The sequence below is a fragment of the Lelliottia jeotgali genome, from assembly GCF_977070485.1.
In genome coordinates this window covers 272,506-285,621 of record NZ_CDRVFO010000006.1, presented here as the reverse complement: position 1 = coordinate 285,621, position 13,116 = coordinate 272,506, and the positions used below count along the sequence as shown (strand labels likewise).

Annotated in this window: 13 protein-coding genes; 8 read left to right on the top strand and 5 right to left on the bottom strand. The window is 60.1% G+C overall.

Annotated features, from left to right (window positions below; all coding sequences use genetic code 11):
- Positions 1-60: 60 nt before the first annotated feature.
- The 5 genes from zwf to ACW4TB_RS11735 all read left to right on the top strand — a co-directional run bounded on the left by zwf (position 61) and on the right by ACW4TB_RS11735 (position 5,730).
- Positions 61-1,503, top strand: a complete 1,443-nt coding sequence (zwf, locus tag ACW4TB_RS11755) for a glucose-6-phosphate dehydrogenase (RefSeq protein WP_012316880.1) — start codon at positions 61-63, stop codon at positions 1,501-1,503.
- A gap of 87 nt (positions 1,504-1,590) precedes the next feature.
- Positions 1,591-1,908, top strand: a complete 318-nt coding sequence (locus tag ACW4TB_RS11750; protein WP_042112142.1) for a hypothetical protein — start codon at positions 1,591-1,593, stop codon at positions 1,906-1,908.
- Between the two features lie 135 nt (positions 1,909-2,043).
- Positions 2,044-4,233, top strand: coding sequence for a DNA helicase II (gene uvrD, locus ACW4TB_RS11745; RefSeq protein WP_012316882.1), 2,190 nt, complete (start codon positions 2,044-2,046; stop codon positions 4,231-4,233).
- A gap of 120 nt (positions 4,234-4,353) precedes the next feature.
- Positions 4,354-5,208, top strand: a complete 855-nt coding sequence (locus ACW4TB_RS11740; RefSeq protein ID WP_012316883.1) for a Tim44 domain-containing protein — start codon at positions 4,354-4,356, stop codon at positions 5,206-5,208.
- Between the two features lie 114 nt (positions 5,209-5,322).
- Positions 5,323-5,730, top strand: coding sequence for an SMI1/KNR4 family protein (locus ACW4TB_RS11735; protein WP_012316884.1), 408 nt, complete (start codon positions 5,323-5,325; stop codon positions 5,728-5,730).
- Positions 5,731-5,822: 92 nt separating this feature from the next.
- On the opposite strand, the gene ACW4TB_RS11730 is transcribed toward ACW4TB_RS11735, so the two are convergent.
- Positions 5,823-7,583 carry a cation:proton antiporter gene (locus tag ACW4TB_RS11730; protein WP_279932390.1) on the bottom strand — a complete coding sequence of 587 codons (1,761 nt, stop codon included), beginning with the start codon at positions 7,581-7,583 and terminating at the stop codon, positions 5,823-5,825.
- Positions 7,584-7,904: 321 nt separating this feature from the next.
- On the opposite strand from ACW4TB_RS11730, the gene ACW4TB_RS11725 reads away from it, so the two are divergent.
- The gene (locus ACW4TB_RS11725) at positions 7,905-8,390 is read left to right on the top strand and encodes an acyl-CoA thioesterase (RefSeq protein WP_012316886.1); all 486 of its coding nucleotides are present in this window, start codon (positions 7,905-7,907) and stop codon (positions 8,388-8,390) included.
- On the opposite strand, the gene pdxY is transcribed toward ACW4TB_RS11725, so the two are convergent.
- Positions 8,387-9,259, bottom strand: a complete 873-nt coding sequence (gene pdxY, locus ACW4TB_RS11720; RefSeq protein WP_012316887.1) for a pyridoxal kinase PdxY — start codon at positions 9,257-9,259, stop codon at positions 8,387-8,389. The two genes, ACW4TB_RS11725 and pdxY, sit on opposite strands and share 4 nt — an antisense overlap.
- Before the next feature lie 120 nt (positions 9,260-9,379).
- Between pdxY and ACW4TB_RS11715 the strand changes: the two genes are divergently transcribed.
- Positions 9,380-9,772 carry a DUF3301 domain-containing protein gene (locus ACW4TB_RS11715; protein ID WP_012316888.1) on the top strand — a complete coding sequence of 131 codons (393 nt, stop codon included), beginning with the start codon at positions 9,380-9,382 and terminating at the stop codon, positions 9,770-9,772.
- Here ACW4TB_RS11715 and ACW4TB_RS11710 read toward each other — a convergent pair whose 3' ends face one another.
- From ACW4TB_RS11710 to zigA, 3 genes are read right to left on the bottom strand one after another with little or no spacing between them, the layout of a single operon-like run.
- Positions 9,773-10,744 (bottom strand): CobW family GTP-binding protein, encoded by a 972-nt coding sequence (locus ACW4TB_RS11710; protein WP_254466879.1) that lies wholly within the window; start codon positions 10,742-10,744, stop codon positions 9,773-9,775.
- A gap of 39 nt (positions 10,745-10,783) precedes the next feature.
- Positions 10,784-11,410 (bottom strand): DUF1826 domain-containing protein, encoded by a 627-nt coding sequence (locus ACW4TB_RS11705; RefSeq protein WP_012316890.1) that lies wholly within the window; start codon positions 11,408-11,410, stop codon positions 10,784-10,786.
- Positions 11,407-12,615, bottom strand: a complete 1,209-nt coding sequence (gene zigA / locus ACW4TB_RS11700) for a zinc metallochaperone GTPase ZigA (RefSeq protein ID WP_012316891.1) — start codon at positions 12,613-12,615, stop codon at positions 11,407-11,409. Before zigA ends, ACW4TB_RS11705 begins: the two co-directional genes overlap by 4 nt.
- A 111-nt stretch (positions 12,616-12,726) precedes the next feature.
- Between zigA and ACW4TB_RS11695 the strand changes: the two genes are divergently transcribed.
- Positions 12,727-13,107 (top strand): glutamine synthetase, encoded by a 381-nt coding sequence (locus ACW4TB_RS11695; RefSeq protein ID WP_254466880.1) that lies wholly within the window; start codon positions 12,727-12,729, stop codon positions 13,105-13,107.
- Positions 13,108-13,116: the final 9 nt, after the last annotated feature.

Genomic DNA, 13,116 nt, shown 5'->3' with positions numbered 1-13,116 from the left:
TTGTAGTTATACTACATGGACGCCAACCCGCCCAGTTAAACGAACGTGGAGAGTGGTGGTTTGACTATTCCTTGCGACATTCTGGTGTTCGGCGGCACTGGCGATCTGGCCCTGCACAAACTGCTGCCGGCGCTCTATCACCTGTATCGCGAGGCACGTTTGAACATTGCCGTGCGCATCATTGCCCTGGCCCGACGCAACCTGTCGCGCAACGAGTATCTGAAGCTCGCCGAACGCCATTGCCGAGCGCAGATCGCCCGGAGTGACTTCGACGAAGAGGTGTGGCAACGCTTTAGTGCGCGCCTGGACTACTTTCCCATGGACGCCGCGCAAAGTGCCGATTTCGGGCGCCTGGCGCGCTACCTCGGCGAGCCTGGCGGGCTGACCCGCATCTATTACCTGGCCACCGCGCCCAATCTGTTCGTGCCGATTGCCAACCACCTGCGGGTGGCGGGGCTGGCCGACCAAGAGGCGCGCATCGTGCTGGAGAAGCCGATCGGCCATTCGCTGGAGTCGGCCACCGCCATCAACGAAGCGATCGGCACGGTGTTCGAGGAATCGCAGGTGTTTCGCATAGATCACTACCTTGGCAAGGAGACCGTGCAGAATCTCATGGCCCTGCGCTTCGCCAACGCGTTGCTGGAGCCGGTGTGGCGCAACGGGCAGGTCGATCATGTGCAGATCAGCGTCTGTGAAACCCTCGGTGTAGAGAACAGAGGGGCCTACTATGACCGGTCCGGGGCCACACGCGACATGCTGCAGAACCACCTGCTGCAGTTGCTGTGCCTGGTAGCCATGGAGCCGCCCGCGCAGTTCGAGGCCGAGGCGGTACGCGACGAGAAGGTCAAGATTCTGCGCGCCCTCAAGCCAATTACCGGCCAGGACGTTCAGGACAAGACCGTGCGCGGTCAGTACGGTGCCGGGCACATCGGCGGCCAGGAAGTGCCTGCCTACTACTTCGAAAAGGACGTGGACAATGACAGCGACACCGAAACATTCGTCGCCGTCCACGCCCACATCGACAATTGGCGCTGGGCTGGCGTGCCTTTCTATCTGCGCACCGGCAAACGCATGGCACGACGCTCGTCGCAGATCGTCATCCAGTTCAAGCCCGTCCCCCACGAGCTGTTCAACGGTGGCCAGGTCAACCAGCTATTGATCCGGCTACAGCCCGATGAGCGCATCAGCTTGCGCATGATGACCAAAAGCCCCGGCAAGGGCATGCGCCTGGAGCCGGTGGACCTGGACCTCAACCTGGCGCAGGTGTTCGGCCAGACGCGTCGCTGGGAGGCCTATGAACGTCTGCTGCTGGACGTACTGGAGGGTGATTCGACGCTGTTCATGCGCCGTGACGAGGTGGAAGCCGCCTGGGCCTGGATCGACCCGATCATCAAAGGCTGGGAAGAGCATTTCCAGGCCCCTCGTCACTATGCCGCCGGCAGCAGTGGCCCCGAGCAGGCCAACAGCCTGCTGGCCCGGCATGGAAGTCACTGGCACAGCTGAAATACTGCCCGATCCCATTGACTCCTGGCAGGAGAGAGAGTGGCGCTGCGCCTTGTGGTGCAGTTCTCAATTGCCAAGGAATACATCATGAACGAAATCGAAAACCTGTATGCATACAACGAGAAAGTGCCCGGCGAGCCGGTCTACTTCGAAGTTCAGGGGTCAGTGCAAGTTGCTCACCCGGGGATCGAACCCGTACTGGTTGAACCCCAGAAGCGACACAGGGGGGGATGGGAAGTCCTCGAACTGAAACTCGTCGACAACGGCTGTCCGGCGCTTTCAGTCATCACCGAGAAGCGCGTTTCTTACCGGCGTGAGGGCGGGACTATGTGGAAAGCTCTGGAAATCGTGCAGGCTGACGGTTCGCAAATAGTTCAAATCGGGGAAAGGACAGCCATCGACTGAGCTTGTGATGCCAGGGTACCGCCGTGCGGTACCCTGGCATTCGGAATACAGGGAGCGCCCTGAGTAATCACGGGCAGGTGAATATTTATACAGTAGACGTTTGCCCCATGACCGGCCTACCCCTAGAATGGCCGCATGCACACAGATGACCTCTCACTCCTGCTGAATTCCTTGAACGATGCCCAACGCCAGGCCGTCGCGGCCACGCTCGGGCGTCAGCTGGTGCTTGCTGGCGCCGGTTCCGGTAAAACCCGCGTGCTGGTGCATCGCATCGCCTGGCTGATCCAGGTCGAGCAGGCCTCACCGCACTCGATCCTGTCGGTGACCTTCACCAACAAGGCTGCCGCCGAAATGCGCCAGCGTATCGAGCAATTGCTGGGCATCAACCCGGCCGGCATGTGGGTGGGGACCTTCCACGGTCTGGCGCATCGGTTGTTGCGCGCCCACTGGCAGGAAGCGCGCCTGGTACAGAATTTCCAGATCCTCGACAGTGATGACCAGCAGCGCCTGGTCAAGCGGGTGATCCGTGAGCTTGGTCTCGACGAGCAGCGCTGGCCCGCGCGCCAGGCACAGTGGTTCATCAACGGGCAGAAGGACGAAGGCCTGCGCCCGCAGCATATCCAGGCCAGCGGCGACCTGTTCCTGGGGACCATGCGTAGCATCTATGAAGCCTACGAGCAGGCCTGCGAACGCGCGGGAGTGATCGACTTCTCCGAACTCCTGCTGCGTGCCTTGGACCTGTGGCGCGACCACCCGGGCCTGCTCGAACACTACCAGCGGCGCTTCCGCCACCTGCTGGTGGACGAGTTCCAGGACACCAACGCCGTACAGTACGCCTGGCTGCGCCTGCTGGCTGGCAAGGGCGGCGGAAGCCTGATGGCCGTAGGCGACGACGACCAGTCGATTTACGGCTGGCGCGGCGCCAAGATTGAAAATATTCACCAGTACACGGCTGACTTCCCTGACGCCGAGATGATCCGCCTGGAGCAGAACTACCGCTCCACCGGCGGCATCCTCAAAGCCGCCAACGCGCTGATCGCAAACAACAGCGGGCGCTTGGGCAAAGAGCTTTGGACCGATCTGGGCGAGGGCGAGCCTTTGACCCTTTATGCGGCTTACAACGAGCATGACGAAGCGCGCTACGTGGTCGAGACCATTGAAAGCCTGATCAAGCAAGGCAATTCGCGCAGCGACATCGCCATCCTGTATCGCTCCAACGCCCAGTCGCGGGTGCTGGAAGAAGCCCTGCTGCGCGAGCGTATTCCCTACCGCATCTATGGTGGCCAGCGCTTCTTCGAACGCGCCGAGATCAAGAACGCCATGGCTTACCTGCGCTTGATAGAAGGCCGTGGCAACGACGCCGCCCTCGAACGGGTCATCAATGTGCCACCGCGTGGCATTGGCGAGAAAACTGTCGAGGCCATTCGTGAACATGCCCGCCACAGTCAACTGTCGATGTGGGGGGCCATGTGCCAACTGCTCGCCGCCAAGGCACTCAAAGGCCGGGCAGCCAGTGCGCTGGGCGCTTTCATCGAGCTGATCGAGAGCCTGGCTGGCAAAGTCGCGGACATGCCCCTGCATACCATGACGCAGACAGTCGTCGAGCAGTCCGGACTGATCATCTATCACCAGGAAGAAAAGGGTGAAAAGGGTCAGGCACGGGTAGAAAACCTTGAGGAACTGGTCAGCGCAGCACGAAACTTCGAAACCACTGACGATGACGCCGACCTTTCGCCGCTGTCGGCCTTCCTCGGTCATGCTTCGCTTGAAGCCGGCGAGGCCCAGGCTGACGAGCACGAAGACAGCATTCAGCTGATGACGTTGCATAGCGCCAAGGGCCTGGAATTCCCCTACGTCTTCCTGGTGGGCATGGAAGAAGGCCTGTTCCCGCACAAGATGAGCCTGGAAGAGCCAGGCCGCCTGGAAGAAGAGCGCCGACTGGCGTACGTGGGCATTACCCGTGCCATGCGCCAGCTATTCATGACCTATGCCGAAACGCGTCGCCTGTATGGCAGTGAAACCTACAATAAGGTGTCACGATTCGTACGGGAAATTCCGCCAGGCCTGGTTCAGGAAGTGCGTCTTTCGAACAGCGTCAGCCGCCCGTTCGGCGGCGCCAAGAGCACCAGCGCCAGCAGCCTGTTCGCCAATGCCAACATTCCCCAGACCGCTTTCAATCTGGGCCAGCGGGTACAGCATTCGGTATTCGGTGAAGGTGTGATCCTCAACTTCGAGGGTTCCGGCGCACAGGCGCGCGTGCAGGTGAACTTTGCCGAAGGCAGCAAGTGGCTGATGCTGGGCTATGCCAAGCTCGAAGCTATCTGAAGCCTGCAGGGCACGTTGAAATATTCAGGCAAAAGCTGGAAACATTATGTCGCTGGTCATGTGCACAGGAACCTGTGCAACATGACGCGCGTGCAATCCACAACAGGGGAAATCCCATTTATGCAACGTTTTCTTAGCATCGCACTGGCGCTTTGCGTCGGCTTGACGCTGAGCCTGGACGCCAACGCCAAGCGCTTCGGCGGCGGCAAGAGCTCGGGCTCCGCGCCTATCCACCAGACCCGCCAGGCTACGCCAACCACGCCTGCCGCTGCACCGACCGCTCCTGGCCGTGCACCGGCCGCCGCCAGCGGTGCTTCGCGCTGGCTGGGCCCACTGGCCGGCCTCGCCGCCGGTGGCCTGCTGGCGTCCATGTTCATGGGTGACGGCTTCGAGGGCCTTCAGATCATGGACTTCCTGATCGTCGCCCTGATCGCGTTCCTGGTGTTCCGCTTCATCGCCGCACGGCGCCGCCAGCAGCAGCCGCAGATGGCCGCTCCGGGCCACGCACCGTTCCAGCGTGAAGCCCACGGCCAGCCTGCCCAGCCGTCGATCTTCGGTGGTTCGGCTGCACCTGCAGCGCCAGCCGCACCGGTCATCAACGCCCCGGCCTGGTTCAACGAGCAGAGCTTCCTGGCCGCAGCCCGTAGCCACTTCCAGTCGCTGCAGCAGCACTGGGATGCCAACGAGATGGACAAGATCGCCGAGTTCGTCACCCCGCAGATGCTTGAGTTCCTCAAGCGTGAGCGTGCAGACCTGGGTGATGGTTTCCAGGCCACCTACATCGATAACCTCGACGTGCAACTGGACGGTGTCGACGATCGCGCCGACCGTACCGACGCCACCCTGACCTTCCGTGGCGTGTCGAAGACCTCGCGCTTCGACCAGGGCGAACCTTTCAGCGAAAGCTGGCACATGGTTCGTGCCCCGGGCGAGAACCAGCCTTGGCTGGTCGCCGGTATCCGCCAAAACGGTTAACCGCCGCACGTTGCACAAAAAACCCCGGGCTAGCCCCGGGGTTTTTGCTTTTGCCACACCGCCCTACTAGGGTATAACGCGCAGCGATGTCATCAAGGTTGGAGGAAAAGAACCGTGGAAGAAGTGATCGAACAACTCCGTGAAGCCAATGAGCCGGTACCGGTGCCCCTGGAGCTTCCCGATGAGGACCAACTGGTCGAGATCGAGGAACAACTGTTCATCAACATTCCGTTCGTGTTCAAAGAGTTCCTTTTGACCGTCAGCGACGTGGTGTACGGCTCGCTGGAGCCGGTGACCGTCACCGATCCGCAGTCACACACCTACCTGCCCGACGTGGCAGCCAATGCATGGGACGCGGGCGTACCGCGTGACCTGATCCCGCTGTGCCAGGACGGTGACAACTTCTACTGCGTCGAGGAAGACGGCACGGTAGTGCTGTGGGATGGCGACGAGGAAGGGGTTGGCGAAGACAGCTGGGAATCGGTCTGGCACTGGGCACGGGACGTCTGGCTGGAAAGCTGATCACTCGCACAGTCGCCAGGCTTTAAGCGCCTGGCGACATCGTTACCGCCCTTTTTTCTCGCACGTTGACGGAATCTCCCGTAGAGAGCCCCTCAGTGCGTATTTTCCCGGCTGTTTTCCAGCGTCTCCAGCAGGGCGATCTGCATCCGCGAATGCACACGGATGAACCAGCGCCACAACACCGCCACCACTATCGCGGCCACCACGGCGATGATCAGCAGCAATTCGTTGGTCGGCAGGATGCTTGCCGACAACGCCGACAGCAGCAGGAAGATGACCAGCAGTGACAGCAGCGGGATCACTTCGGCCACTACACGGCGAACGCGCTGGGTATGGCGCCCTGCCATTTCCGGTTTGACACCCATCTCCGCCAACAACATCGACAGCGCTTTAAGCTTGCGATAGGCAGCGATAAGGAAGGGCAGCGACAACAACAGCGCCGCGCCCCAGATTATCGCCTTTTGCTGGCTGACATCGCTCACCCACTCACTGAGCCAAGTACCGATGCGTGCGGCGAAATAGCCGCCACTGAAGAAGATCGCGACCACCAGCGCCAGGTTGACACCGACCTGCAACAGGATACGCCGGATCATTGCAGCCAGCATCGCGCTCTCACCTTGTGGCTGGATACTACGCAGCCACTCGCCATACAACGAAAGCACCCGTGACAGCCGATTAGGCATGACTTTGCCAAGCTTCAGCGACAATGGATCGGCCGCGCGGATCAAATAAGGTGTAAGCAGCGTGGTGATAGCCGAAACGGCCACCGCAACCGGATAGAGGAAGTCGCTGGTAACCTGCAGCGTCATACCCAAGGCCGCAATGATGAAAGAGAATTCGCCAATCTGTGACAGTCCCATGCCCACGCGCAGCGAGGTACGGCCGTCGTTGCCGGCAATGAATGCACCCATGCCGCAAGAGAGCATCTTGCCCAGCACCACGGCTACGGTGATCACCATAATCGGCCAGGCGTAGTCGAGCAGCACGTTCGGGTCGATCATCAAGCCAATGGCGACGAAGAAAATGGCGCTGAACAAGTCACGCACCGGCTCTATCAGCCGTTCGATCTTCAGCAACTGGCGGGATTCGGCCATGATCGCACCGATCAGGAAGGCCCCCAGCACCATGCTGTACTCGAGTTTAACCACCAGCAGGCAGAAACCGAAGCACAGGCCCAGCACGGTGATCAGCAACATCTCGTTGCTCTCGAATTTCGCGACGTAGGCCAGCAATCGCGGCACCAGCAAAATGCCGATAACCAGCGCCACGATCATGAACAGCGACAGCTTGCCGACCGTGGAAAAGACCTCTCCGGAACTGACCGTACCACTGACTGCAATCCCTGACAGCAGGGCGATGATGCCGATGCCGAGAATATCCTCGACGATCAGTACGCCAAAGATCAGCTGGGCAAAGCGCTCGTTTTTCATCTTCAGGTCGTTGAGTGCCTTGACGATGATGGTGGTCGAGGAAATCGCCAGGATCGCACCGAGGAACAGCGAGTCCATGGTGCTCCAGCCAAACCAGCGGCCGATCTCGAAACCGATCCAGATCATCAGGACGATTTCCAGAAACGCTGCAATGAACGCCGTGGCCCCCACCTTGAACAGCTTGCGCAGGCTGAACTCAAGGCCCAGGCAGAACATCAGGAAGATCACGCCCAGCTCGGCGAGGGTCTTGATGGTGTCTTCATCATGAATCAGGCCGAAGGGCGGGGTGTGCGGGCCGATGATGAAACCGGCGACGATGTAGCCCAGCACTACTGGCTGCTTGAAGCGATGAAAGAGGATCGTCACTACCCCGGCGACCAGCATGATCACTGCCAGATCCTGGATAAAGCTGATGGCATGCATGGCGCGATACTCCTTTTCGTTGCCCGGGCAAACCGCTCCTCTGCCAAGGCAAACCCGAGCGAGCAGCAAGTACATACTGTATTGAATGCAGGAAGGCCCATGTTGCATGGGCGTACTCAGGGTAACATCGCACCCCGCCGCATAATGCCGACGCAATATGTAGAAACAGATCGGCCGGTCAACGGCCCCTGATGGCATGATCGGCGTGACGACGGAGCGTCTGTCAACGTCCCGTATCAGGAAGGCAAACTTCAAGAGGGGAAACAGAAAGTGTCAGCAGATACCCGCCCCGATTCAGCGCAACCTCACCGTGAGCACACTATGGAACCTGGAAACGCCCAGCTGAGCATGACCGTCCTGATGACCCCGGACATGGCCAACTTTTCTGGCAACGTACATGGCGGCACCTTGCTCAAGTATCTCGATGAAGTGGCCTATGCCTGCGCCAGCCGCTATGCCGGCAGCTATGTGGTAACCCTCTCGGTCGACCAGGTGATTTTCCGCGAGCCGGTGCACGTAGGCGAACTCGTGACGTTCCTGGCCTCGGTCAACTACACCGGCAATACCTCCATGGAGGTGGGCATCAAGGTGGTCACCGAGAACATTCGCGAACGCTCGGTGCGTCATTCCAACAGCTGTTTTTTCACCATGGTCGCGGTCGACGACAACCGCCGCCCGGTCCCTGTCCCTGCCCGTCAGCCGCAGTCCAGTGAAGAAAAGCGACGTTTCCTACAGGGCCAGCAACGCCGGCAGATCCGTCAGGAACTGGAAAAGCGTTACCAGGACTTGAAGACCGACGCCCTTTAAAACGCCAAGCGCTGCGCCTCGAAACGCACACGCGGGTAAGCGATGCGGTCCTGGGCCCGCACCAGCTGCAGTTCGTAGCTGGCGCAGGCCTGGGTTTCCAGCAACACCTCATGCACGGCTGCCGCGGTGTACTCGAAGGCTTGCACCCAGCTGTCGCCCAACAGCACCCGGGCCAGGAACAGCCCTGAGGTCAAGTCCCCTACCCCGACCGGCTGGCGAGGGAATGCCAGCAGCGGGCGGCGCAAGTGCCAGCTGTGGTCACGGGTGACCAGCAACATTTCGAACATGTCTTCGCAACGTCCTGGGTAGGCCAGATGCTTGACCAGCACAACCTGCGGGCCACGCTCGAGCAGGCCGCGAGCCATGCGCACGCAATCTTCCAGGCTTTGCGCGCGCCGGCCGCAAAAGCTGTCCAGCTCCAGCTGGTTGGGACACAGGATGTCAGCCTGGGCAACCGCGTCGTCCAGCAGGAACTCGCTCACCTCCTGGGGCACGATGCAGCCTTTCTCCGCATGCCCCATGACCGGGTCGCACAAGTACAGCGCCTTCGGGTTGACGGCCTTGATCCGCTCAACACCTGCCAATATCGCCCGCCCCTGCTCGGCGCTACCCAGATAGCCCGAGAGCACGGCATCGCAATGCCCCAGTTCGCCAATGTTGGAAATGCCTTCCACCAACGCAGGAATTTGCGCTGGAGCAAGCACTTCGCCCGCCCACTGGCCATACTGAGTGTGGTTGGAGAACTGCACGGTATTGAGCGGCCAGACATTGACCCCGATACGCTGCATTGGGAACACCGCAGCGCTGTTGCCGGCGTGGCCGAACACCACGTGGGACTGAATGGCGAGCAGGTGCGGGGTACGTTTCATGCGGGCGTTTTCCAAAGCTGTTTCAAGGACTGTGCGTCGCGCAGTATGAACTCGATTGCCACCTGTACGACAGACCAGGGACGCAGTTAAGCTGGATCGACCTGTTTGGAGCATACGCAAATGTTGACCCTGGAGAATCTCTTCGTCCTGATGCTGGTGGCCACGGCAGGCGCTTGGTTATGGCACAACCACGGGCTGCGCGAGAAGGCCCTGGAACGGGTCAAACAGCATTGCGCCAAGCTGGATCTGGAGCTGCTCGACGATGCCGTCGCGCTCAAGCGCATCGCATTCCTGCGCGATGCCAATGGCAGAAAGCGCCTGGCCCGTGTGTATGCCTTCGAGTTCACTGTCACCGGCGAACAACGCCACCCGGGCACGGTGACTCAGTTTGGCGCTCATAGCGTGCAGATTGAGCTGGCGCCCTACCCGTTCGAGATCAATACGCCGCCACGGGCCGACAACGTGATCGAGATGAAACAATGGCGCCAGGAACACAATCGCTGGCACAACTGATTACATCACCCGGCAGGCTTCCAGCGCAGCCTGCAGCGCTCGCAGGGTTTGGGGCTGGTCGAAAATCAGCTCAATCCGGGTGTCTTTGCGCCAGTCACTCGGCTGCCAAACCGGCAAGTTGCCGTCAAGGCCGTTGAAAGACTGCCAACCCTGCGGGCTGTGGATAACCCCCTTTGCCCGACGCCATGAGTGAGAGTCAAGTAAGCCACGCAAGGCCTGTGGATCGAATTGCTGACTTGGGTGCCAGCGCCAGCCGACACTCCAGCCACCTTCGCCTTGCTGTGCATGGCAGATTGGCTGTCGAGGATCTATCCACAGGGCGCCTGTAGCCGGCTGGGGATTACCCACAACGGCTTTATCCACAGAACCATCGCCCGCTGAACCTGTGGATGAATGAGGGAGGCTGGAAATTGCTAACAGCCCTTGGTCTGTCCAAACGCCCTGTTTCGCTGTAATTTCCTTGTTTATCAACAACCTACTATTTTCATTCACATCCGCGCTTTTATTGAAAACGACCAGTCCGGCAGCTTCCAGAGCCTGTTGTTGAGCATCGGGCAACGGCTCACCTCGCGCCAGCGCTTGAGCATCCACAACCATCACCATCGGCTGCAGCATCAGAACCCCCGCCCAAGGAGCCTGGTTCAGTTGAGTCAGTAACTGCAAGGGGTGACCAAGACCCGAGGGTTCGATGAACAACCGGTCGGGCCGCGCCTTGCGCAATAGGCGCCCCAGCCCGACCTGGAACGGTGTGCCATTGACGCAGCACAGGCAACCACCCGCCACTTCAGCAATGGCAACACCATCTTCATCACGGCTGAGCAGGGCCGCATCCAGGCCGATCTGGCCAAACTCGTTGACCAGTACGGCCCAACGCTCGCCGGCCGGGCGCTGAGCCATCAGCTGCCGGATGAGGCTGGTTTTACCTGCACCCAAGGGGCCAGCGATCACGTGGGTAGGAATGTTCTGCAGCATGCGCTTACTTCAGGGCGGAGTTCACCCCACTATGCCCCGTCACGCCAACCAGTCAAGGCTGAGTAACAGGCGAGGGTCATGGCCAACGGGCGAGCGATGGATCAGGCCTGCCCCTTCGTTGCCTAACCATTTTTCGCCCTTCAGCAGCGCAACATCACCCGCTTGCAGTCGTTGGATGTTATCCACAGGTGCCGGTGCGAACTGCAATCCGGCTCGTTCAATGGCACCTTCGCGCAGCCATTCGCTGCCGCAGCCCACATAAGTCGTGAGCAGGCGCACAGGCACGTTATCCACATGGAAGCGCGGGCACATGGCGTTGTGCAGCACCCGCACGCGTAGACCGACCCGACGCGCACCCAGCAGGCACGTATAAGCTGAAACCAGCCAGCACACATCTGCGACGAAACCCTCATAGCCCTGCAGATCGGCCGCTTCCCCCAAAAAGCCCGGCAGTAACGGCGGCTCATGCTCATCCACATCGAGCACCCGCTGGTCCGCCAACGGTTGGCCGAGGCTGACCACCAATCCCGCGAAGTCTTCAACCTGGGCAGGCAAACGTCGCTGCCAGACTGCCATGTTCACGCCCTCTTGAAATATGTCGGTGAGTACCCGAGGGGATTCGCCGTGGACTTGGCGGATATCCACATGCTGAGCCGCTGGCGTCATGCAGCCTCCTCGGTGTGCCAGGGCCCGAAGGGATCCGGTAAGCGCAGCCAGCCCGCATGCCCCATTTCCATTTCGTCATCGGTCAACAAGCAGGCATCCAGGTCTGTGGATAACTGGGCGAAGTCGATGTTCTGCCCAATGAACACCAGCTCCTGACGGCAGTCACCACTCTCAGCCACCCAGTGTTTAAGAATTTCTGCAGCGCTCTGTTCGTCCTGCGGCCAGTGCTCCTTTGGCACAAAACGCCACCAGCGGCCGGCCAGTCCATAGCGCATCATGCCGCCAGCCTGCGACCAGCTACCGGCCTCCTGAAACTTGCTGGCCAGCCAGAAGAAGCCTTTGGAGCGCAGTAACCGGCCATTGCTCCATTGCTTGTGGATAAAATCAAAGAAGCGTTGCGGGTGCAGCGGCCTGCGAGCTTGCCAGGTAGTAGCGGCAATGCCGTATTCCTCGGTTTCGGGCACATGCTCCCCGCGAAGTTCCTGAAGCCATCCAGGTGCCTGTGCAGCCTGCTCAAAATCGAAAAGGCCGGTATCGAGGATCTGTGCAAGTGGCACCTGGCCCATCACCATAGGCAAAATCTGCGCTCGGGCATTGAGGCTGCGCAAAATGGCGATGAGCTCCTCGCGCTCATGCTGGCTGATCAGGTCGATCTTGCTCAGCAGCAGCACATCAGCAAACTCCACCTGTTCGATCAGCAGGTCGCTGATGGATCGCTCATCGTCGTCCCCCAAGGTTTCGCCACGGCTCGCCAAGCTGTCCGCCGCCTGATAATCGCGCAGGAAGTTAAGGCCATCGACCACCGTCACCATGGTGTCCAGCCGTGCCATGTCGCTTAGGCTACGGCCCTGCTCATCGCGGAAAGTGAACGTCTCAGCTACAGGCAACGGCTCGGAGATCCCGGTCGACTCGATCAGCAGATAATCGAACCGGCCTTCCTCAGCCAGCCGTGCGACTTCCTCCAGGAGGTCCTCACGCAGGGTGCAGCAGATGCAGCCGTTGCTCATCTCAACCAGCTTTTCTTCAGCCCGATTCAGGCTGACATTACGCTGGACCTCACTGGCATCAATGTTGATTTCGCTCATGTCATTGACGATGACTGCGACACGCAGGTTGTCGCGATTACGCAGGACGTGGTTGAGCAAGGTGCTTTTACCGGCACCCAGGAAGCCGGAAAGCACAGTAACGGGAAGACGATTGGGCATGGCGAAACCTCTACAGGCGGACGCATTCGAAACGATGCATTGCACAATGTTATAAAGTAACAATACAATTTCGCCAAGCCGTACTCGTCGGATGAGTACCCGGAGATGGAAATGAACCTGTCACCTGCCACCCTGTTGCTGCTGCTCGCTGCGCCTACATCCTTGCTTGCGATGCCTCAGCAAAACACGCTGGCGGTATGCACACGCAGCGCGACGCTGTTGGCCTGCAAGGACGCCAATGGCAGTTACTACAGCGTGCGTACGGAGGGCAGCCACTTCTACCTGCGCGGCTTCGACAGTGCGTCGCGCCGCTTATGGGCGCAAACCAACAGCCGCTATGGAGCGCTGACATTCTTCACCGGCCTGGCCAGCGATGGTGAAGCCTGGGTTGGCTACAGCCGCCGAGTTGGCTGGACCTCTCTTAACCGCGTTTCCAGCTCCAACGGCCAACGGTTCAATCTGCATTGCAGCCTGGTCGGTGGCTGCCGCTGACATTTCTTT

Coding starts and splice junctions, on each gene's coding strand:
- ACW4TB_RS11715 (WP_012316888.1), top strand. CDS start 9,380: ATGTTGACCCTGGAGAATCTCTTCGTCCTGATGCTGGTGGCCACGGCA.
- pdxY (WP_012316887.1), bottom strand. CDS start 9,259: ATGAAACGTACCCCGCACCTGCTCGCCATTCAGTCCCACGTGGTGTTC.
- ACW4TB_RS11710 (WP_254466879.1), bottom strand. CDS start 10,744: ATGCTGCAGAACATTCCTACCCACGTGATCGCTGGCCCCTTGGGTGCA.
- zigA (WP_012316891.1), bottom strand. CDS start 12,615: ATGCCCAATCGTCTTCCCGTTACTGTGCTTTCCGGCTTCCTGGGTGCC.
- ACW4TB_RS11730 (WP_279932390.1), bottom strand. CDS start 7,583: ATGCATGCCATCAGCTTTATCCAGGATCTGGCAGTGATCATGCTGGTC.
- ACW4TB_RS11705 (WP_012316890.1), bottom strand. CDS start 11,410: ATGACGCCAGCGGCTCAGCATGTGGATATCCGCCAAGTCCACGGCGAA.
- ACW4TB_RS11695 (WP_254466880.1), top strand. CDS start 12,727: ATGAACCTGTCACCTGCCACCCTGTTGCTGCTGCTCGCTGCGCCTACA.
- uvrD (WP_012316882.1), top strand. CDS start 2,044: ATGCACACAGATGACCTCTCACTCCTGCTGAATTCCTTGAACGATGCC.
- ACW4TB_RS11740 (WP_012316883.1), top strand. CDS start 4,354: ATGCAACGTTTTCTTAGCATCGCACTGGCGCTTTGCGTCGGCTTGACG.
- ACW4TB_RS11725 (WP_012316886.1), top strand. CDS start 7,905: ATGGAACCTGGAAACGCCCAGCTGAGCATGACCGTCCTGATGACCCCG.
- ACW4TB_RS11750 (WP_042112142.1), top strand. CDS start 1,591: ATGAACGAAATCGAAAACCTGTATGCATACAACGAGAAAGTGCCCGGC.